Source organism: Synechococcus sp. MU1651 (genome assembly GCF_023630635.1).
Taxonomy (GTDB): domain Bacteria; phylum Cyanobacteriota; class Cyanobacteriia; order PCC-6307; family Cyanobiaceae; genus Parasynechococcus.
In genome coordinates this window covers 361804-380709 of sequence record NZ_JAKUHJ010000001.1, presented here as the reverse complement: position 1 = coordinate 380709, position 18906 = coordinate 361804, and the positions used below count along the sequence as shown (strand labels likewise).

Annotated in this window: 20 protein-coding genes; 14 read left to right on the top strand and 6 right to left on the bottom strand. The window is 59.2% G+C overall.

Annotated features, from left to right (window positions below; genetic code table 11):
* Nucleotides 1–82 precede the first annotated feature (82 nt).
* The gene (locus NCN05_RS02270; protein ID WP_284500102.1) at nt 83–952 is read right to left on the bottom strand and encodes a recombinase family protein; all 870 of its coding nucleotides are present in this window, start codon (nt 950–952) and stop codon (nt 83–85) included.
* Nucleotides 953–1153: 201 nt separating this feature from the next.
* On the opposite strand from NCN05_RS02270, the gene typA reads away from it, so the two are divergent.
* From typA to ccsB, 6 genes are all read left to right on the top strand, one after another.
* A complete protein-coding gene (typA, locus tag NCN05_RS02265; RefSeq protein WP_250396809.1) occupies nt 1154–2962 on the top strand; it encodes a translational GTPase TypA in 1809 nt (602 codons plus the stop codon).
* Nucleotides 2962–3318, top strand: coding sequence for a DUF309 domain-containing protein (locus NCN05_RS02260; RefSeq protein WP_250396808.1), 357 nt, complete (start codon nt 2962–2964; stop codon nt 3316–3318). Before typA ends, NCN05_RS02260 begins: the two co-directional genes overlap by 1 nt.
* Nucleotides 3319–3428: 110 nt before the next feature.
* Nucleotides 3429–3806, top strand: a complete 378-nt coding sequence (locus NCN05_RS02255; RefSeq protein ID WP_502988791.1) for a hypothetical protein — start codon at nt 3429–3431, stop codon at nt 3804–3806.
* Complete coding sequence (lptB, locus tag NCN05_RS02250; RefSeq protein WP_250396806.1) at nt 3803–4531, top strand: LPS export ABC transporter ATP-binding protein; 729 nt, start codon at nt 3803–3805, stop codon at nt 4529–4531. The genes NCN05_RS02255 and lptB overlap by 4 nt, the downstream gene beginning before the upstream one ends.
* Before the next feature lie 29 nt (nt 4532–4560).
* Nucleotides 4561–5691: an LptF/LptG family permease gene (locus NCN05_RS02245; protein WP_250396805.1), complete on the top strand. Its 1131-nt coding sequence runs from the start codon at nt 4561–4563 to the stop codon at nt 5689–5691.
* Nucleotides 5692–5729: 38 nt separating this feature from the next.
* Nucleotides 5730–6644: a c-type cytochrome biogenesis protein CcsB gene (gene ccsB, locus NCN05_RS02240; RefSeq protein WP_250396804.1), complete on the top strand. Its 915-nt coding sequence runs from the start codon at nt 5730–5732 to the stop codon at nt 6642–6644.
* A gap of 984 nt (nt 6645–7628) precedes the next feature.
* Here the strand turns inward: ccsB and NCN05_RS12485 are convergent.
* Nucleotides 7629–7757 (bottom strand): hypothetical protein, encoded by a 129-nt coding sequence (locus NCN05_RS12485; protein WP_284500101.1) that lies wholly within the window; start codon nt 7755–7757, stop codon nt 7629–7631.
* A 154-nt stretch (nt 7758–7911) separates the two neighbouring features.
* Complete coding sequence (rpe, locus tag NCN05_RS02235) at nt 7912–8595, bottom strand: ribulose-phosphate 3-epimerase (protein WP_186495494.1); 684 nt, start codon at nt 8593–8595, stop codon at nt 7912–7914.
* A 150-nt stretch (nt 8596–8745) separates the two neighbouring features.
* Between rpe and glpX the strand changes: the two genes are divergently transcribed.
* From glpX to NCN05_RS02200, 7 genes are all read left to right on the top strand, one after another.
* Nucleotides 8746–9750, top strand: coding sequence for a class II fructose-bisphosphatase (gene glpX, locus NCN05_RS02230; protein WP_006851350.1), 1005 nt, complete (start codon nt 8746–8748; stop codon nt 9748–9750).
* A gap of 31 nt (nt 9751–9781) precedes the next feature.
* Nucleotides 9782–11080, top strand: a complete 1299-nt coding sequence (locus NCN05_RS02225; protein WP_250396803.1) for a glutamyl-tRNA reductase — start codon at nt 9782–9784, stop codon at nt 11078–11080.
* 121 nt (nt 11081–11201) lie between these two features.
* On the top strand, nt 11202–12497 hold the full coding sequence (locus tag NCN05_RS02220) for a glucose-1-phosphate adenylyltransferase (RefSeq protein WP_250396802.1): 1296 nt from the start codon (nt 11202–11204) through the stop codon (nt 12495–12497).
* A 133-nt stretch (nt 12498–12630) separates the two neighbouring features.
* A complete protein-coding gene (gene gnd / locus NCN05_RS02215; RefSeq protein ID WP_250396801.1) occupies nt 12631–14049 on the top strand; it encodes an NADP-dependent phosphogluconate dehydrogenase in 1419 nt (472 codons plus the stop codon).
* Nucleotides 14050–14060: 11 nt separating this feature from the next.
* Entirely contained in the window at nt 14061–14774 is a 714-nt protein-coding gene (gene pgl / locus NCN05_RS02210) for a 6-phosphogluconolactonase (RefSeq protein WP_250396800.1), read from the top strand.
* Nucleotides 14755–15315 (top strand): CIA30 family protein, encoded by a 561-nt coding sequence (locus NCN05_RS02205; RefSeq protein WP_250396908.1) that lies wholly within the window; start codon nt 14755–14757, stop codon nt 15313–15315. Before pgl ends, NCN05_RS02205 begins: the two co-directional genes overlap by 20 nt.
* Before the next feature lie 4 nt (nt 15316–15319).
* Nucleotides 15320–15688 (top strand): DUF8659 family protein, encoded by a 369-nt coding sequence (locus NCN05_RS02200; RefSeq protein WP_250396799.1) that lies wholly within the window; start codon nt 15320–15322, stop codon nt 15686–15688.
* A gap of 11 nt (nt 15689–15699) precedes the next feature.
* Here the strand turns inward: NCN05_RS02200 and ilvD are convergent, their stop codons facing one another.
* Genes ilvD through NCN05_RS02185 form a run of 3 tightly spaced genes read right to left on the bottom strand, consistent with a single transcriptional unit; the run spans nt 15700 to nt 18338 of the window.
* Nucleotides 15700–17373: a dihydroxy-acid dehydratase gene (gene ilvD, locus NCN05_RS02195; RefSeq protein ID WP_250396798.1), complete on the bottom strand. Its 1674-nt coding sequence runs from the start codon at nt 17371–17373 to the stop codon at nt 15700–15702.
* A gap of 44 nt (nt 17374–17417) precedes the next feature.
* The gene (locus NCN05_RS02190) at nt 17418–17696 is read right to left on the bottom strand and encodes a hypothetical protein (RefSeq protein ID WP_250396797.1); all 279 of its coding nucleotides are present in this window, start codon (nt 17694–17696) and stop codon (nt 17418–17420) included.
* A 36-nt stretch (nt 17697–17732) separates the two neighbouring features.
* Nucleotides 17733–18338 carry a uracil phosphoribosyltransferase gene (locus NCN05_RS02185; RefSeq protein ID WP_250396796.1) on the bottom strand — a complete coding sequence of 202 codons (606 nt, stop codon included), beginning with the start codon at nt 18336–18338 and terminating at the stop codon, nt 17733–17735.
* Between the two features lie 73 nt (nt 18339–18411).
* On the opposite strand from NCN05_RS02185, the gene NCN05_RS02180 reads away from it, so the two are divergent.
* Nucleotides 18412–18903 carry a pentapeptide repeat-containing protein gene (locus NCN05_RS02180; protein ID WP_244273103.1) on the top strand — a complete coding sequence of 164 codons (492 nt, stop codon included), beginning with the start codon at nt 18412–18414 and terminating at the stop codon, nt 18901–18903.
* Nucleotides 18904–18906: the final 3 nt, after the last annotated feature.

Sequence of the window (18906 nt, the reverse complement as noted above, 5' to 3'; positions counted from 1 at the left end):
CTTCAGGATGTTGTTGCAGGGACCTAGTTGGCCTCCCTTGGCAGTTGTGGTGCGTCCCAGGGCCGGGTTTGCTTTGCGCCGTTCAGCGAGTTCCCGGGCTTTTGACCTTTTCGGGTTTAACGATCACCGGGTAATAACCCTCGCTGACATGACCGTCTGGCCATGCCTTACGACCCATCACCTGGTCGTTCTTGATCACCTTTGACACGTTGGCGTTAGTCCAGACCGCCCCGCTAGGCGTCTTGAGATCTCGCTTGTTCAGTTCTCTTGCAACGCCAACGCCAGACAGACCTTGGTCAACCGTCAAATCAAAAATCAGCTTGATGACGTCTGCCCCGGGACCTGGTGTGAAATCGCCGTTTTCTATGACCAACCACTTAGGGGCGTCGGACATTGAGAGGAATTTCTCACCCGTCTCCCGGTAACGCTCCCAGCGTTCTCGCCAGACGGCTTTGATTCGCCTGGATTTTTTGGCGCTGTCTTCGTTGGCCTCATTTTGAAGGACCTTAAGAAGCACCGACTGACCAATATTTGCGTTGTAGGACTGCTCAGTGATGATCACGTCCTGGCTGACCACGCCAAGAGCCAGGTCCAGCTCCCACATCTCGTGGAGCATTCGTTCGCTGACGCTGGCCTTGCGTCTGGAGAACCGATCCCACTCCTCCACGACCAGGACTGCACCTGCTGGTATCAAGCCATCTCTCCGGGCCTGCAGGAACATCCCCAGGCTCCCTTTCTTGTGATGAAGGCCGTGATATGCCGACAGCCCTTGATCAATGACTCGGTCCTTGTTGGGCATCAGGCCGTGCCTTTCGCAGAAAGGCTCAAAAAGATTTTCCTGTCTCTTCAAGCCAACCCCTTGGACTTGGTCAGGGGTTGAAACCCTCTGGTAACTGAAGGCAACCCTTCGTTCTGGGATCAGTTTGTCAATCGTCCTGTTTGCACCGTCCAATCCCTGCGATGCATTGCTCTGCTTGAGGTCAGAGATGGGTCCAGAACCGAGTTCTGGGCTGAAATTAACTGCTTACGCCTTGCTGTGCCACGTAGGAGCCTGCGCAGCAAGGGTCCGGAGCGCACCAGTCGATTCTCACGTTGAGATAACCTGTCGCACTGCGCCTTTGGCGTTCTTCACAAATACTTACGGTCAGCCCGCATGAGCGCCAACAACAAGGCGATCCGCAACATCGCGATCATCGCCCACGTTGACCACGGCAAGACGACTCTGGTCGATTCGCTGTTGGCGCAGTCAGGAATTTTCCGCGACAACGAGGCCGTCCCCACCTGTGTGATGGACTCCAACGACCTGGAGCGTGAGCGGGGCATCACGATCCTGTCGAAAAACACGGCTGTCACCTACAACGACACCCGGATCAACATCGTTGACACCCCTGGTCACGCCGATTTCGGTGGAGAAGTGGAGCGGGTGCTGGGCATGGTTGACGGTTGCCTGCTGATCGTGGATGCCAACGAGGGGCCGATGCCCCAGACCCGTTTTGTGTTGAAGAAGGCCCTCGAGCAGGGCCTGCGTCCGATCGTGTTCGTTAACAAGATCGACCGGGCCCGGGTGGATCCCGAGACCGCCGTCGACAAGGTGCTCGACCTCTTCATCGAACTCGGCGCTGACGATGATCAGTGCGATTTCCCCTACCTGTTCGGCAGCGGTCTCGGAGGCTTCGCCAAGCCCGACATGAAGACCGACAGCGACAACATGCGTCCGCTGTTCGATGCCATCCTGCGCCACGTTCCGCCCCCGGTTGGTGATCCGGCGAAGCCCCTCCAGCTGCAAATCACCACCCTTGACTATTCCGACTTCCTCGGCCGGATCATCATTGGCCGCGTTCACAACGGAAAAATCAAACAGGGTCAGAACGCTGCGCTGATCAAGGACGACGGCAGCATCAAGAAGGGCCGCATCAGCAAGCTGCTGGGCTTCGAGGGGCTGCAGCGCGTCGAGATCGAAGAGGCGTCTGCCGGTGATCTGGTGGCCGTGGCTGGCTTTGACGACGTCAACATCGGCGAAACCATCGCCTGCCCCGATGAGCCCACCGCTCTGCCGCTGATCAAGGTGGATGAGCCCACCCTGCAGATGACCTTCGTCGTCAACGATTCACCCTTTGCGGGCAAGGAAGGCAAGTTCGTCACCAGCCGTCAGGTGCGTGACCGCCTGCAGCGTGAGTTGCTCACCAACGTTGCCCTGCGTGTGGAAGACACCGATTCACCGGACCGGTTTGCGGTGAGTGGTCGCGGTGAGCTGCACCTCGGCATCCTGATCGAGACCATGCGCCGTGAGGGCTATGAGTTCCAGGTGTCCCAGCCGCAGGTGATTTACCGCACCATCGATGGCACCCCCTGCGAGCCGGTGGAAACCCTGGTGATGGATGTGCCTGAACCAGCGGTGGGCAGCTGCATCGAAAAACTGGGCACCCGCAAGGGCGAGATGCAGAACATGGAAACCAGCGCTGATGGCCGCACCCAGCTGGAGTTCATCGTTCCCTCCCGCGGTCTGATCGGTTTCCGCGGTGAATTCATCCGGGCCACCCGCGGCGAAGGAATCATGAGCCATTCCTTCTATGAATACCGGCCGATGATGGGTGAATTCGACACCCGCCGGAACGGTGTGCTGATCGCCTTCGAAGAAGGAACAGCAACGTTCTATGCCCTCAAGAACGCCGAGGATCGTGGCCAGTTCTTCATCAGCCCGGGCACCAAGGTCTACAAGGGAATGATCATCGGGGAATACAACCGGCCTCAGGACCTCGAGATCAACGTCTGCAAGACCAAGCAGCTCACCAACATGCGTTCCGCGGGCGCTGAGGAACTGGACACGCTGCAAGCACCGGTGCAGATGACGCTGGAGCGCGCGCTGGAATACATCGGTCCCGATGAGATGCTCGAAGTCACGCCCGAGTCGATCCGTCTGCGCAAACTTCCCGGCAAGAAGCCGGCCAAGTCCAAGCGCTGATGCCTCAGGCAGACCCTCGCTTTCAGCAGGGCGTGGAGCTCTTCAATGCGGGTGAGTGGTACGCCGCTCATGATCTGTTTGAGGAGCTCTGGCATGAAACAGCTGATCCGGAACGACGCAGCCTTCAGGGGATCCTGCAGGTGGCAGTAGCGCAGTTGCACCTGCAACGGGGCAACCGGCGCGGTGCCACGATTCTTTTCGGTGAAGCTCTGGGGCGTCTCAAACGTCAGGGAACTCCGGATCTTGGCTTGGATCTTGCGTCTCTGTGCCGTGCTGCGCAACAGCGGCTCGAGGCGCTTCAGCAGGATGGGGATCCCGAGTCATGCACTGTCCCTGTTCTTGAGTTCATGCGCTGAAGCGCCGGTAATCTCGACCAACTTGGGCAGGTGGTGTGGCAGTGAAAGCAATGCTCCGTTTTCGGGGGCTTCTTTTAGCTCTGTCCCTTCTGGCCACTCTGTTGCCCCTGTTGTCGGTCCAGGCTCAGCAAACAGCTGACGCAGGCGTCATCACGATTGAGTCTGATCTTCAATCGGCCGACAACGTAACGGGTGTGATCACCGCCAGCGGCAATGTTCGCTTGGTGCACGCCGGTCGTGGTTTGGTGGCCACCAGCCGACAAGCCCAGTACTTCACGGAGGAAGACCGGATTGTGCTGAGTGGTGATGTGGATGTGATCCAGGCTGATGGCAACCAGCTCCGCGCTGATCGGTTTACTTATCTCCTGGATGAAGGTCGCGCGATTGCCAGCCCTGTTCCTGGCCAGCAGGTGTTCAGTCAGTGGTCACTCACTCCCAGCCAACCCGTGCTCGACGTTCAGGCCGAGACCAACCCGGTGACTCCATGACCCTGGAACTGTCGAATGTCTCCATCACCCTTGGGGGCCGCCAGTTGGTGAAGGGCTTGGATCTGAAGCTTGCCCCCGGCGAGGTGGTCGGCCTGCTCGGTCCCAATGGAGCTGGAAAAACCACCACCTTCAATCTGGTGATCGGTTTGCTCTCCCCTACTCAGGGCGAGGTGACCGTGAACGGTGAGCGGGTCACCCATCTGCCCATGCCGGAGCGAGCCCGGCTTGGTGTGGGTTACCTGCCCCAGGAAGCGAGTGTGTTTCGCAATCTCACGGTGCGTGAAAATCTGGATATCGCTCTTGAACAGACCGACCTCAGCTCCGAGCAGCGTCGGGATCGGCGCCAGCAGCTGATTGAGGACTTTCACCTCAGCGCGTTCATCAACCGTCTTGGTTTCCAACTCTCCGGGGGAGAACGTCGCCGTTGCGAAGTGGCCAGGGCACTGGCATCGGGTGCCAACGGACCGACGTATCTGCTTTTGGATGAACCCTTTGCCGGCGTCGACCCCCTTGCGGTGGCGGATCTGCAGCTGCTGATCGAGGGGTTGCGCTCCCGGGGCATGGGGATTCTGATCACCGATCACAACGTGCGCGAAACCCTGGCCACCACTGATCGGGCTTACATCCTCAACGATGGTGCGGTGTTGGCCGCAGGACGTTCCGAGGAGGTGGCAGCTGATCCACAGGTGCGTCGTTATTACCTCGGGGAGGGATTCCAACTGTGATTCTGGATCGTCTCAAACGGGCCACCTGGATGCGGCTGGATCTTCTGGATCGTTGGTTGCTCAAGGAGCTTCTTGGTCCGCTTCTGTTCTTCATTGCTCTGTTCACCCTGCTGCTGCTAACAGGCGGCGTGATGTTTGAACTGGTGCGGCAGATGGTTGATAAGAACCTGCCGATCACAGTTGCAGCTCAGGTGCTGTTGTTCAGCATTCCGCGTTGGTTGGCCTTTTCTGTGCCGATTGGAACGCTGATGGCCTCGCTGTTCGTGTTCACTCGTCTTTCTGCAAACAACGAACTCACCGCCCTGAGAAGCCTCGGCATCACCACGAAGCGGATGATCAGTGCCGCTCTCGCCCTCTCGATGGCGATGACCCTGTTCACCTTCGTTCTTAACGACGTGGTGGTACCCCGCAGCCAACGCTATGCAGAGGTCAGCTTGAAGCGTGCCTTGGGGCGTTCTCTCGCCAGTGAGACAGGACGCGACGTCATTTATCCCCGCTTCGGCAGACGCGTTGGTTCAGATGGTGAGAAGGGTGACAAGGGCCTGCTTCAACTGTTTTATTCCCGCAAATTCCAGAACGGCCAAATGCTGGATGTGACGGTTCTGGATTTCACCAGACCCGGTCTTACCCAGATGTTGCGTGCTGATCGGGCCATCTGGAATGAGGCCCAAGCCAGCTGGGATTTCATGGATGGCCAGATTCTGACTTTGGCGGCGAATGGCAGTTCAACCAAGGCCGATTTCGATCGTTACGTCTATCCCCTGGGATCTGCGCCGCTGCGTTTGGCGGGGATTGAGAACGATGCCGTGAACATGACCGTTGCTGAAGCACTGCAGGCCCAAAGGGTGTACGAAGAGGCCGGCAGCATCAAGGAAGCCCGCAAAATCCGTGTGCGGATCCAGGAGAAGTTCACGGTTCCGATGGCCTGTCTGGTGTTTGGCTTGTTTGGAGCCACCCTCGGCGCTCAGCCCAGTTATCGAAGCAGCCGTAGTTTTGCTTTTGTGCTCACCCTCGGCATCATCGCTGTTTATTACGTGATTGGTTTCAGCTTCAGTTCCCTCGGGGTGAAGGGGACCCTGCCACCGATCCTGGCGGCCTGGCTGCCTGTGATGTTGTCTCTCGGGGCGGGTGGACTGTTGCTGAAACAGGCCAGTCGCTGATTGGCCGAGGCAGAATCGCCGTGTCTTATGGAAATGGTGTGCTGAACACGCCCTTTGAGCTGGTCACCAGTCTTGGTTTCGCTGGCTTTGTGTTGCTGCTGCTGGCCATGCCCCTGGCTTTCTGGGCGGTGTCCAGCCAGTCCCGTGCTGGCTTGGTTCGGCTGCTGGTGGCCGTCGCCAATCTCTTATTCACGGCTCAGCTGATTTTGCGTTGGTGGCAATCCGGCCACTTCCCGATCAGCAACCTCTACGAATCCCTGTGCTTTCTCGCCTGGGCTTGCACCCTCACCCAGCTGCTGGTGGAACGGGCCTGGCCTTCTAACATCGTGGCGGCTGCGGCCACCCCCATGGGCCTTGGTTGCATTGCCTTCGCCAGCTTTGCCTTGCCCGATCAATTGCAGTCAGCGGCTCCTCTGGTTCCTGCCCTGCGCTCCAGCTGGTTGGTGATGCATGTGAGCGTGATCATGGTGAGTTACGCCGCACTGCTGGTGGGTTCCCTTCTCTCCCTGGCGGTGTTGGTCACCGATCGCGACCAATCCCTGGAACTGCGGAGCAGTTCCATTGGCAGTGGTGGCTATCGTCAGGCGGCCTCGATCGCGAACGGTGGTTCTGTTCAGCTGCAATCGGTTCAGCTGAGCACCAATGAGCAACTCGACAGCCTCAGTTATCGCACGATCACGGTTGGGTTCTTGATGCTTACGGTGGGCATCGTGAGTGGTGCTGTTTGGGCGAATGAAGCCTGGGGCAGCTACTGGAGCTGGGATCCCAAGGAAACCTGGGCCTTGATCTGCTGGATGGTGTATGCCGCTTATCTGCACACCCGCCTCAGTCGCGGTTGGCAGGGCCGACGCCCAGCTCTTGTGGCTGTGGTTGGTCTTGTGGTGATCGCTGTTTGTTACATCGGGGTGAATCTGCTGGGCATTGGTTTGCACAGCTACGGCTGGTTTTTCTGAAATCCAGTGAATAACGAGGCATGCTCTCCAGTCACAATTTCCACCCTCGGATGAGGGATTGATCCTTTGGCCCAGATCCCTTATTCCAGGGATGTTTTGCCCGGGTTCAGTTTGTGAAGATGGCCCACCATCAGTGGAAGAGATACTTGAGCTGCATGCCTGCAGCTGCGGATGGAAACCATGGTGGAGATGTGGGTCTGGCAGCGCAAGCGGCCGCCACCAGGGTATCGAGGCCCTACGGACTCTCCCCACCACTCAGGGGGGATCGAGGTCCACTTGGACTCTCCCCCCACGCCAATCAACTCTGGGTTGTGATCACAACCCTCTCCTGTGCACTGGGAACGAACAAATCAGCGCCTGCAGGGGCATCCTTCTCACTGAGATGAGCGACGTTGGATCGTTTGTTGGGAGGTTTCGCTCTCTTCTGCTTCAGAGCGCAGATAACGCTTCCGCTGCGCCGATTCCAGGCCAGACAGCAAGACAGCTCGTCTTGAAGGTGCGACTCGCTGAGGCCGATCAAGACCCCGAAGCAGTGGATGGATGCCTCGTCTGCTCATGCTGTTCTCCCAGTTATGCGTGAATCTCGCGCCGTGACCTGTGGTCCATCGCGTGACTGAATAATTCCATGATCTTCAGTCTTGTTTTGTGATCCACGTCACTGATTGACGTGATGCCCTTCCAAGTTGTTGTTGGCTTCTCAGGACATGCATCAAGCCAACGGGCAAAAAGGAAGGCCACCCCTGCAAAGGGATGGCCTAAACCTTGTTGGCGTTCTTTGAAGCTGAACGAAGCGTCTGGCTGTATGGCTTGTCAGACCAGTCAGGCAGCTTCTAGATCTTGCTCAGTTGGACCGTCGTCACGCATTGGACGCCTCCGACTTCGACTCTCCCAGTCTCCTCGAGAGGAGCTGCTTTGATCATCCGTATTTCAACTCAGCCGCAGGGAAGAGAGCCTGGGCCTGCCCGATGCGCAAAGTCAACGGAACTATTGAGCAAGATATTGAAGGACTGCACCGATATTCATGCTCCCTTTGAGATATCCGGCAATAGCCAATGCGATCACACCAGCATTCAGCGCCAGGAAGGCGGCAACCAATTTGACGTCATCATTCATCCATTGATTATCGGAGGCCTGTTCGCATCACTGTGGTCACTAAATCTTTGGAGATGATGAAACTGTTCAAGCGTTGGGTTCTTGCTTGAAGTGCTCATAAAAAAAAGCCCGGCATGGCTGCCAGGCTTTTGGTGTTCAGCTGATGGTCTCCTGATCAGGCAAGAACAGCTTCCTTGCTGCTGCTGTTGCGGATGCCCTTGATCGCTTCGGCGTAATCGGGCTGGTTGAACACACCGGAGCCGGACACAATCGCGTTGGCACCTGCTTCGATCACCTTCCAGGCATTGCCTGCTTTGATGCCGCCATCCACTTCGATCCAGGGATCGAGACCCTTTTCGTCGCATATGCGGCGCAGGTCGCGAATTTTCTGAACCTGGTTTTCGATGAAGCTCTGGCCCCCGAAACCGGGGTTCACGCTCATGATCAGCACCAGATCGCAGAGCTCGAGGCAGTACTCGAGGGTGTCGATCGGTGTTGATGGGTTCAGAACTGCACCTGCTTTTTTGCCCAGGTCCTTGATCTGAGCCAGGTTGCGGTGCAGATGAGGGCAGGCTTCAACCTGCACGGAAATGATGTCGGCACCGGCTTTGGCGAAGTCGGGGACGTACTTCTCCGGCTCAACGATCATCAGGTGAACGTCCAGGGGCTTCTGGGTCACCGGCCGCAGCGCCTCAACAATCAGCGGTCCAATGGTGATGTTCGGAACAAAGCGGCCGTCCATCACATCCACATGGATCCAATCCGCACCGGCTTCGTCCACGGCTTTCACTTCTTCGCCGAGGCGTGCGAAGTCAGCCGACAGGATTGACGGCGAGATCACCAGGGGCTTGGTGCTCATGGATGAGGAGCGCGAAGTGCCGGGAGATTTTAGGGACTCCTGCAACCACTGATACAGTGAGCCGCGCTCAGACGTCGAGATCCACTGCGGCGACGGCCAACTGCCCGTCCAGGAGATCTCGCCAACCCGTCCCACCTCATCCGGAGTCCCGTGGATCAGACCCTCATTCAGGAAATTCTCGAGATCGTCGAGCAGGCCGCCATCGCTTCCGCCTCGCTCTCCGGCAAAGGCCTGAAGGATGAAGCCGATGCATTGGCCGTTGATGCCATGCGCAAGCGCATGAATCAGATCCAGATGCAGGGCCGCATCGTGATCGGAGAGGGGGAACGTGATGAAGCCCCAATGCTCTACATCGGAGAAGAGGTCGGCACCGGCACCGGCCCCGGCGTTGACTTTGCTGTTGACCCTTGCGAAGGCACCAACCTCTGCGCCTTCAACCAGCGCGGCTCCATGGCTGTTCTCGCCGCTTCCGACCGTGGCGGTCTGTTCAACGCCCCCGACTTCTACATGAAGAAGCTGGCTGCTCCTCCGGCAGCTAAGGGCAAGGTGGATATCCGCAAGTCAGCCACTGAAAACATCAAGATCCTCAGCGAGTGTCTGGGTCTCCCCGTCGACGAGCTGAACATCGTGGTGATGGATCGCGCCCGTCACAAGGATCTGATCGCTGAGATCCGTGCCACCGGCGCTCGCATCCAGCCCATCTCCGATGGAGACGTTCAGGCCGCCATCGCCTGCGGTTTCGCTGGTACCGGAACCCATTGCCTGATGGGCATCGGTGCTGCCCCTGAAGGTGTGATCTCCGCCGCTGCCATGCGCGCTCTTGGTGGTCACTTCCAGGGCCAACTGGTGTATGACCCTGCGATTGCTCAGACCTCCGAGTGGGCTGACATGACCAAAGAGGGCAACCTGGCGCGTCTCGCTGAGATGGGCATCGCCGATCCCGACAAGGTCTATGAGGCTGAGGAGCTGGCCTGCGGCGAGCATGTTTGTTTCGCTGGCAGCGGCATCACGGATGGTCTGCTCTTTGATGGCGTTAAGTTCGAAAAGGACTGCACCCGCACAAGCAGCCTGGTGATCAGCAACCTGGACAACACTTGTCGCTTCACCAACACCGTGCACATCAAAGACGGCGCCCAGAGCATTGCTCTGAGCTGATCGTCATCAACTGGTTGAGAGGAACGTCTTCATGCATATCTCCGTCGTCGGCCTCAGTCATCGGACGGCACCGGTGGAGATCCGGGAACGGCTCAGCATCCCTGAGCAGACCATGGAGACGTCCCTTCAATCCCTCCGCGGCAATGAGCAGGTGCTCGAGGCATCGATCCTCAGCACCTGCAACCGCCTTGAGATTTACACCCTGGTCCGCAATCCGGACCTCGGCGTGTCTGCTGTCAGCGACTTCCTCAGCAGCCACTCCGGTCTTGAAACAGGGGAGCTGACGCCCCACCTGTTCAGTTACCACCACGAAGACGCTGTCGACCACCTGATGCGGGTGGCAGCAGGTCTCGACAGCCTTGTGCTGGGGGAAGGTCAAATTCTCTCCCAGGTGAAAAAAATGATGCGGCTCGGCCAGGAGCACAAATCCCTGGGTCCGATCCTGAACCGCTTGCTCACCCAGGCTGTCTCCACCGGCAAACGGGTCCGCAGTGAAACCAACCTCGGAACGGGTGCTGTTTCAATCAGCTCAGCTGCCGTTGAGCTCGCCCAGCTCAAGCTCGGTCAATCCCGGGGACTGGATCAACTGGTCACCCTGGAAAGCGAGCAGATCGCCGTTGTTGGTGCAGGGCGCATGAGCCGTCTGTTGCTCCAGCACCTTCAGGCCAAAGGAGCCTCGGGTGTTGTTCTGCTCAACCGCACCGTTGAACGGGCCGAGCAGCTGTCGGCTGATTTCCCTGATCTTCCTGTTCAGTGCAGGCCGCTTACGGATCTGGATCAGTACCTGAGCACCTGCTCGCTGATGTTCACCAGCACCGCCGCCGATGATCCGATCATTGATGCCGCACGTCTGGCTCCTCTGAACCGGCGCAGCAAGCTGCGCTTGATTGATATCGGTGTGCCGCGCAACATCGCTGCGGATGCTGCCGATGTGGTCGGCGTTGAATCCCACGATGTGGACGACCTGCAAGAGGTCGTTGCCCGTAACCAGGAAGCCCGTCAGGCCATGGCCCGCGAGGCTGAGCAGTTGCTTCAGCAAGAAGCGCAGCAGTTCCTCGAGTGGTGGGACAGCCTTGAGGCTGTGCCGACCATCAACCAGCTGCGCTCTTCGATGGAGTCGATCCGTTCGGAGGAACTCCAGAAAGCCCTCAGCCGAATGGGCCCTGATTTCTCAGCCCGGGAACGCAAGGTTGTCGAAGCGTTGAGCAAAGGAATTATCAACAAAATCCTCCACACGCCGGTGACCCAGCTGCGGGCTCCCCAGACCCGTCAGGATCGCCAACAGGCTCTCCGAATTGTCGAACGACTGTTCGATTTGGAAGCTTCTTGAGCTGTTGAGCGATTCAGTCGCGATCTGAATCCCAGTAATCTCGACTGATTCTTCCCAAAGACGGTTGCGAAGCCAAAAACTCCGGTAAGTTCTTGCGGCAACGCCGATTTGGGACAGCGGCATGAAGCGGGTCTTGGCCATCATTCTGGGCGGCGGTGCAGGCACGCGCCTGTATCCGCTTACAAAAATGCGCGCCAAGCCGGCCGTCCCTCTGGCGGGCAAATATCGACTGATTGATATCCCGATTAGCAACTGCATCAACTCCGACATCAACAAGATGTACGTGATGACGCAGTTCAACAGTGCGTCACTGAACCGTCACCTCAGCCAGACCTACAACCTCAGCAATTCCTTCGGTGGCGGTTTTGTTGAGGTGCTTGCAGCTCAGCAAACCCCCGACAGTCCCACTTGGTTTGAAGGCACTGCAGACGCTGTACGCAAATACCAGTGGTTGTTCCAGGAATGGGACGTTGATGAATACCTGATCCTTTCCGGCGACCAGCTCTACCGGATGGATTACAGCCTCTTCATCGAGCACCACCGCCACTCTGGTGCTGATCTCACCGTTGCTGCCCTTCCGGTTGATCCCAAGCAGGCAGAGGCTTTCGGTCTGATGCGGACCGATGAAAACGGCTCGATCAAGGAGTTCCGCGAGAAGCCCAAGGGTGATTCGCTGCTGGAGATGGCTGTCGACACCTCTCGCTTCGGCCTCAGTGCCGATTCAGCCAAGGAAAGGCCCTATCTGGCCTCGATGGGCATTTACGTCTTCAGCCGCCAGACCCTCTTTGATCTGCTCGACAAGCATCCAGGGCACAAGGATTTCGGCAAGGAGATCATTCCCGAGGCTCTCGCGCGGGGCGACAAGCTTCAGAGCTATGTGTTCGACGACTACTGGGAAGACATCGGCACCATCGGTGCGTTCTATGAAGCCAACCTCGCGCTGACCCAACAACCCACGCCCCCCTTCAGCTTCTACGACGAGAAGTTCCCCATCTACACCCGTCCTCGCTACCTGCCCCCCAGCAAGCTGGTTGACGCCCAGATCACCAATTCGATTGTTGGCGAAGGATCGATCCTGAAGTCCTGCAGCATCCACCACTGTGTTCTCGGGGTGCGCAGTCGAATTGAAAGTGACTGCGTGCTTCAGGACACGCTGGTGATGGGGTCCGATTTCTTCGAATCTCCCGACGAACGTGCTGTCTTGAAAGAGCGCGGAGGCATTCCGCTTGGCGTGGGCAAGGGCACCACGGTGAAACGCGCCATCCTCGACAAGAACACCCGCATCGGTTCGGGTGTCTCGATCATCAACAAGGACAACGTGGAAGAAGCCGACCGTTCCGATCAGGGCTTCTATATCCGCAACGGCATTGTGGTGGTTCAGAAAAACGCCACCATCGCCGATGGAACGGTGATCTGAGGGCAGCAACCTCTTCCAGGAATGAGCCGACGTCTTTCTGCCGATGGCTCATTCCTGACATTTATTGGTTGATTTGCGCTCAGACCAGCCGAGATCAACACACTGAGTTCAGTCCTCAGTGGTCCTTCAGGCCATGTCCAAGTCTCACTTCGGCCTCATCGGTCTTGGCGTGATGGGCGAGAACCTCGTCCTGAATGCGGAACGCAACGGTTTCTCCAGCGTTGTTTACAACCGCACCTACGCCAAAACCGAAGACTTCCTCCAGGGGCGTGGCAAGGACAAGAACATTCAGGGCGCCACTGACCTCGAAGATTTCGTTGGCAAGTTGGAACGACCCCGTCGGATTTTGATGATGGTGAAGGCGGGGCCTGCCGTCGATGCTGTTGTTGATCAGCTCTCCCCCTATCTCGAAGAAGGCGATCTGCTGATTGATGGAGGCAACTCCGACTACCACGACACTGAACGTCGGGTGAAGCAACTCGAGAGCAAGAGCTTCGGTTTCATCGGTATGGGTGTATCCGGTGGAGCCAAAGGTGCCCTGGAAGGTCCGAGCATGATGCCCGGAGGAACCAAGACCTCCTACGAGGCCATCGAGAGCCTTGTGAACAAGATGGCGGCTCAGGTCGAAGACGGACCTTGCGTGACCTACATCGGTCCAGGCGGGTCAGGACACCTGGTTAAAACGGTCCACAACGGGATCGAGTACGGCATCGAGCAGATCCTTGCCGAGGGCTACGACCTGATGAAGCGGGTTAAAGGAATGACCGGTGTGCAGATGGCCGACGTTCTCGGTCAATGGAATGCCACAGAAGAGTTGTCGTCGTATCTGGTGGAAATCACCGAGGTGTGTCTCCGCACTAAGGATCCCGTTGATGGCACTGATCTGGTGGAAAAAATCACTGATCAGGCTGGCCAGAAGGGCACGGGCCTCTGGACCGTGGTGACGGCGCTGCAGATGGGTGCCTCTGTTCCCACCATCTACGCCTCTCTCAATGCAAGGGTGATGAGCTCGATGAAGCCCCAACGCGTGGCGGCCGAATCGATCCTCAAAGGACCAACCATCAAGGACTTTGACCTGGGAACACCCGACGATGCCATGGCTCCGCTGATGGATGCCACGGTGCTGAGCTGCATCGCCAGTTATGCCCAGGGCATGGAGCTTCTGCGAATCGCCTCCCAGGACCTCGACTATGAACTCCACATGCCGTCTATCGCTCAGATCTGGAAGGGTGGCTGCATCATTCGGGCCCGTCTGCTGAAGCGCATTCAGGATGCTTTCCACGCGGATCCCCTGCTGCCGAACCTGATGGTTGATCCCTGGTTCGCTGAACAGATCAACCAACGGCTGCCCGGACTGGCTCAAGTGGTGGCCGGTGCCGCCGAGGCCGGCATTCCCGTTCCCTGCTTCAGCAGCACCCTCGACTACATCAACAGTTACCGCTCCGGTCGCCTTCCTCAGAACCTGGTTCAGGCGATGCGCGATTGCTTCGGCTCCCACACCTACCAAAGGGTCGACAAGGAGGGGACGTTCCACACCGAATGGCTCAGCTGAGCGGTTGAGCGATGACCAACTACCGCATCGAGCGGGCCAAGGATCCTCAGGACCTCGCCCGTCAGGTCTGTGAAACTGTTGCCGCCCAAATCGATCTGGCCTTGGATCAACGGGACCGCTGCCAGATCGCTCTCTCCGGTGGGAGCACGCCCGCCAGCGCCTACTCCCTGCTCGGTCAGGAACGGTTGCCCTGGGACCGGGTGGACGTTGTTCTGGGTGACGAGCGCTGGGTGGCTGCCGACGATGCGTCCAGCAACGCCGGCATGCTGCGCCGCACCCTTCTCGCACCCGGGCCTGGAGCTTCAGCCGCTTTTCATCCCGTGCCCACCGTGGAACTGGAAAGCCCTGAGGCCAGTGCCCAGGCTTTTGCTGACCAGCTTTCTCAGCTGTGCTCAGGAGCACCACCGGTGTTCGATGTTATGTTGCTGGGTCTGGGGGATGACGGCCACACCGCATCTCTGTTCCCCGGCACCGAGGCTCCAGCGGTGTCGGATCGCTGGACGACCATCGGGCGTGGCAAGGGGTTGGATCGCATCACCATGACGGCTCCTGTGCTCAGTGCCGCCCGTCAGGTGATCTTCCTCGTCAGTGGTGCCGGTAAACAGGAGGCCCTCCGGAGACTGGTCGATCCCTCCGAATCCTCCGATCGCACTCCCGCTCGGCTGGTTCAACCTGCTAGTGATGTGCTGATCCTTGCTGATCAGGATGCAGCCGCCGGCCTCTGAACAGATCCTTTTCCAGGGCAGCGACTTTGCTGACTGGGCCAGCCTGAACGACACGATCATGGGCGGCCGATCCCGTGCCGGTTGCCGCGTGACCCCCGACGGACTCGTGCTGGACGGGGAGCTGGTGGAGACCGGCGGTGGTTTCGTGAGCTGCCGCTCCCCTCGCCTGCAGCCCCCGCTCGATCTGTCCCCTTATTCAGCACTTCAGCTGGATGTTGAGGGTGAGGGACGCACCCTGAAGATTGCCCTTGGTTGTCGGGATGGAGCCATGGGACTCACGGAACTGATTCCCGGTGGTCTCCGCTGGGTGGTGGATGTTGCGACCAAACCGTCCGGTTTGACCTCTGTTGTTGTGCCATTCGCCGATCTCAGGCCCACGGTGCGTGCCAAGCCCGTTGGCTTACCGCTGCGCTTCGATCCCAGTGGCATCACCCGCATTCAGGTGTTGCACTCGAAATTCGGCGATGCTGGTGATCTCAATCCTGGGTTTCGCGCTGGCTCCATCCGGGTGCTGATCCGTTCAATCCGCGCCTTGCCTTGAGTCCATGGACCTTCTGGTGTTGATTGCCAAGGCGGCTGACGTCTGCCTCAAGCCCTGGAGCCATGCTGTTGTTCTGATGGATCCTTCGGCTCCAGAACAAATCGATGATCTGCACGTGCGGATTGAATGCCGTGATGGCGACGGCCAGCGTTGCTCCGATCAGGATCTTGAACTGGAGATCTATCGGAGTGGCGATGAGATCAATCTGATGCTGAGCTGGTGGGACCAACCGGAACGTCCAATGCTCTGGCACGGGCGCCATCCGGTCTGGATGGATGGCGCATCGGGGCAGCGCTGTGCGGCACCGCAGGATGCCGCTCCGCTGGAAGCCTTGGGTCGGCGCCTACGGGCTCTGGTGCAACCGGCTGTTTGACCGCGCCGAATTCAATCGGCGTGGTCGGTGGTCGCACCCCGGCTTGAGCTGGAGACGAGCCGCGCGTATTTGCCGAGAATTCCGTTGCGGTAACGCGGTTCCGGCTTGCTCCACCCCGCCCGGCGGCGATCCAGTTCCGCCTCATCCACGTTGAGTTGGAGCAGCAGCTGATCAGCATCAACCGTGATGCTGTCGCCTTCTTGAACCAGCCCGATCGTTCCACCGACAGCGGCTTCAGGAGCCACGTGACCCACCACCAGGCCATAGGTGCCGCCGCTGAAGCGCCCATCGGTGATCAGGGCGACCTTGTCCCCCAGGCCCTGACCAACGATTGCTGAGGTGGGAGCCAGCATCTCCCGCATGCCCGGTCCACCGACGGGACCCTCGTTGCGGACCACCACCACATCCCCGGCCTTGATCTTTTTGTCGAGGATCGCGGCAAGGCAGTCTTCCTCGCTTTCAAACACCCGCGCCGGGCCAGTGAGAACAGGGGTCTTCACACCGCTGATCTTGGCCACGCTTCCCTCGCTGGCGAGGTTGCCCTTGAGGATGGCGAGGTGTCCTTTGGCGTAAAGCGGATTGCTCAGGGGGCGGATCACGTCTTGCCCGGAGGGCGGCTCCGAGGGCACATCGGCCAGCAACTCCTTCAGGCTTTTGCCCTCCACCGTTCGGCAGTCGCCGTGCAGCAAGCCTGCATCCAGCAGCAGCTTCATCACCTGGGGAATGCCGCCGGCGTTGTGCAGATCAACGGTCACGTAGCGGCCGCTGGGCTTGAGATCACAGATCACCGGCACCCGCTGACGAATCCGTTCGAAGTCATCGATGCTCAGGTCAACGCCGGCGGTGCGGGCAATGGCCAGCAGGTGCAGCACCGCATTGGTGGAGCCACCCACCGCCATGATCACGCTGATGGCGTTCTCAAAGGCTTCCTTGGTGAGCAGATCCAGGGGGCGGATGTTGGCTTTCACGGCCTCCACCAGCACCTCGGCGGAGCGAGCCGCACTGTCGGCCTTTTCCTCGTCCTCGGCAGCCATCGTGGAGCTGTAGGGGAGGCTGAGACCCATCGTTTCGATGGCGGCACTCATGGTGTTGGCGGTGAACATGCCGCCGCAACTGCCAGCCCCAGGGCAGGCATTTTTCTCAACTGCGGTGAGCTGCTCTTCGTCGATCTTGCCGCTGGTCAGTTGGCCGACCGCTTCAAAAGCGCTCACCACCGTGAGATCACAACCGCCCAGCTTGCCCGGTTTGATCGTGCCGCCGTAGACGAACACCGAAGGGATGTTCATCCGTGCCATCGCAAGCATGGCGCCGGGCATGTTCTTGTCGCAGCCACCAACGGCCAGCACCCCATCCATGCTCTGGCCATTGCAGGCCGTTTCGATGGCGTCAGCGATCACTTCACGGCTCACCAGGGAGTACTTCATCCCTTCGGTGCCCATGGAGATTCCATCACTCACGGTGATGGTTCCGAACATCTGTGGCATGCCTCCGGCCTGCCGGGCCGCTTCCTCAGCTCGTTTGGCCAGGTCGTTCAGCCCCACATTGCAGGGGGTGATGGTGCTGTAGCCGTTGGCGATGCCCAGGATGGGCTTGCCGAAATCGCTGTCTCCAAAGCCCACGGCCCGCAACATGGCGCGGTTGGGAGACCGCTGAATCCCTTTGGTGACGGCGTCGGAGCGAAGCATGGAACGGAGCGGACCAGTGGCAATCAAGCCAACCTACCGAGCGCTCATTCTTCGCTACCGAGTCCCTCGAGTTGAGCGCGAACACGGGCGATCTCCGCGTTGAGTTTTTCCACCCGCTCCTCTAGGTGTCCGTTGTCTGCGCTGTCCAGCACTTCGGAACCGTCCTGCATCCGCGGTGCGTGCAACATCGACTTCTGCGCGCCGTAACGCCTGCGCCTGTCGGCTTCGTTGAGGAGCCACCAGGCCAGGCCTGCAGCACCGAGCACTGCTCCGGTGACCAGAGTTGCCAGGGTGCCTGAGCCCGTGTCGTGCTGCTGGGCCATGGGTGCGATCAACCTGCCTGAAGGTTAGTCATGCCCTCAAGATCTGAGGTTCAGCCGTCGCACAGGGTCACCGATTCCTGGACGAATCTCACCCTGCTCACCCACGCTTTCGTCAATGCAGGCGGTGTGCAGCGTTAGGTCTGGAATCGCTTCACCCAAAAGCTTCAGTCCAGGACTGGCGCACAGGGCAGTGATCAGCCGCAGCCGCCGTCCATCCACACCCTTGCTCTGGAGCTCCTGCAGAAGCTTGAGGGTGGCCTCACCATCACTGATCTGATCCACGAACAGAATCACCCCGGCGTTGGCTTCGATCTCCTGTGGGCACGACCCCAGGCAGAGGGAGGAATCGGGAAGGACGGATCGTCCTCCCTGCCAAAGCTCGAGGCCTGCTGGCAGCACTGGAATGGCGATCAGCGGTACCGATGCTTCAACGAGGGTGCCTTCGGTGTCCCCATGGAGTCCGGGCACCATCTCTCGGCGATGGGGCAGCCAGTCCCGCAGGGCTTCGTAGGTGAGCCATCGGCCCAGTTCCTGCAGGGCTGTGGCGTAGAGGGCCGCAGGGGTTTCCCGATGCCGAAGCATGGTCAGCCAATGGCCGATCAGGGGATGGGGTGGAACCACCACCCGCAAGCTCATGGCCATATCGACTCGCTCCGCGGACAGTTGCCATAACGTGATTGCTCAAATTACCGGTCTCATGGGCGCCCTTCGACGTATGGCCTCGCTGCTGGCGGTGATCACGCTGGCGTTCAGCACTGTTGTTTGGGCTGAATCAGTGCAGGCCATCACCGCTCCCGAGCTGCGTGGTCAGTTCGCAGTTCAGGAGATCAGCGCGGATATGCACGGTCTTGACCTCAAGGAAAAAGAGTTCCTCAAGGCCGATTTGCGCGAGGTGAATCTCAGCGGCACAGACCTGCGCGGTGCTGTGATCAACACCTCGCAACTGCAGGGGGCCGATCTCCGCGATGCCGATCTCTCCGATGTTGTGGGCTTTGCCAGCCACTTCGAGGGCGCCGATCTCCGGGGGGCCAATTTCACCAACGCGATGATGATGCAGAGCCGTTTTACGGACGCGCAGATCGACGGTGCTGATTTCACCAACGCCGTGATCGACCTTCCCCAACAGCGGGCCCTCTGCGCTCGGGCGGATGGATCCAATCCGATCAGTGGTGTCTCCACCCGTGAGAGCCTGGGCTGCCGCCCCTAATCG

Excerpts from the sequence above, each read along its gene's own strand:
- typA (WP_250396809.1), top strand. The coding sequence starts at position 1,154 with ATGAGCGCCAACAACAAGGCGATCCGCAACATCGCGATCATCGCCCAC.
- NCN05_RS02260 (WP_250396808.1), top strand. The coding sequence starts at position 2,962 with ATGCCTCAGGCAGACCCTCGCTTTCAGCAGGGCGTGGAGCTCTTCAAT.
- lptB (WP_250396806.1), top strand. The coding sequence starts at position 3,803 with ATGACCCTGGAACTGTCGAATGTCTCCATCACCCTTGGGGGCCGCCAG.
- NCN05_RS02245 (WP_250396805.1), top strand. The coding sequence starts at position 4,561 with ATGCGGCTGGATCTTCTGGATCGTTGGTTGCTCAAGGAGCTTCTTGGT.
- NCN05_RS12485 (WP_284500101.1), bottom strand. The coding sequence starts at position 7,757 with ATGAATGATGACGTCAAATTGGTTGCCGCCTTCCTGGCGCTGAATGCT.
- rpe (WP_186495494.1), bottom strand. The coding sequence starts at position 8,595 with ATGAGCACCAAGCCCCTGGTGATCTCGCCGTCAATCCTGTCGGCTGAC.
- NCN05_RS02225 (WP_250396803.1), top strand. The coding sequence starts at position 9,782 with ATGCATATCTCCGTCGTCGGCCTCAGTCATCGGACGGCACCGGTGGAG.
- NCN05_RS02220 (WP_250396802.1), top strand. The coding sequence starts at position 11,202 with ATGAAGCGGGTCTTGGCCATCATTCTGGGCGGCGGTGCAGGCACGCGC.
- gnd (WP_250396801.1), top strand. The coding sequence starts at position 12,631 with ATGTCCAAGTCTCACTTCGGCCTCATCGGTCTTGGCGTGATGGGCGAG.
- pgl (WP_250396800.1), top strand. The coding sequence starts at position 14,061 with ATGACCAACTACCGCATCGAGCGGGCCAAGGATCCTCAGGACCTCGCC.
- NCN05_RS02205 (WP_250396908.1), top strand. The coding sequence starts at position 14,755 with ATGCAGCCGCCGGCCTCTGAACAGATCCTTTTCCAGGGCAGCGACTTT.
- NCN05_RS02200 (WP_250396799.1), top strand. The coding sequence starts at position 15,320 with ATGGACCTTCTGGTGTTGATTGCCAAGGCGGCTGACGTCTGCCTCAAG.
- ilvD (WP_250396798.1), bottom strand. The coding sequence starts at position 17,373 with ATGCTTCGCTCCGACGCCGTCACCAAAGGGATTCAGCGGTCTCCCAAC.
- NCN05_RS02190 (WP_250396797.1), bottom strand. The coding sequence starts at position 17,696 with ATGGCCCAGCAGCACGACACGGGCTCAGGCACCCTGGCAACTCTGGTC.
- NCN05_RS02185 (WP_250396796.1), bottom strand. The coding sequence starts at position 18,338 with ATGGCCATGAGCTTGCGGGTGGTGGTTCCACCCCATCCCCTGATCGGC.
- NCN05_RS02180 (WP_244273103.1), top strand. The coding sequence starts at position 18,412 with ATGGCCTCGCTGCTGGCGGTGATCACGCTGGCGTTCAGCACTGTTGTT.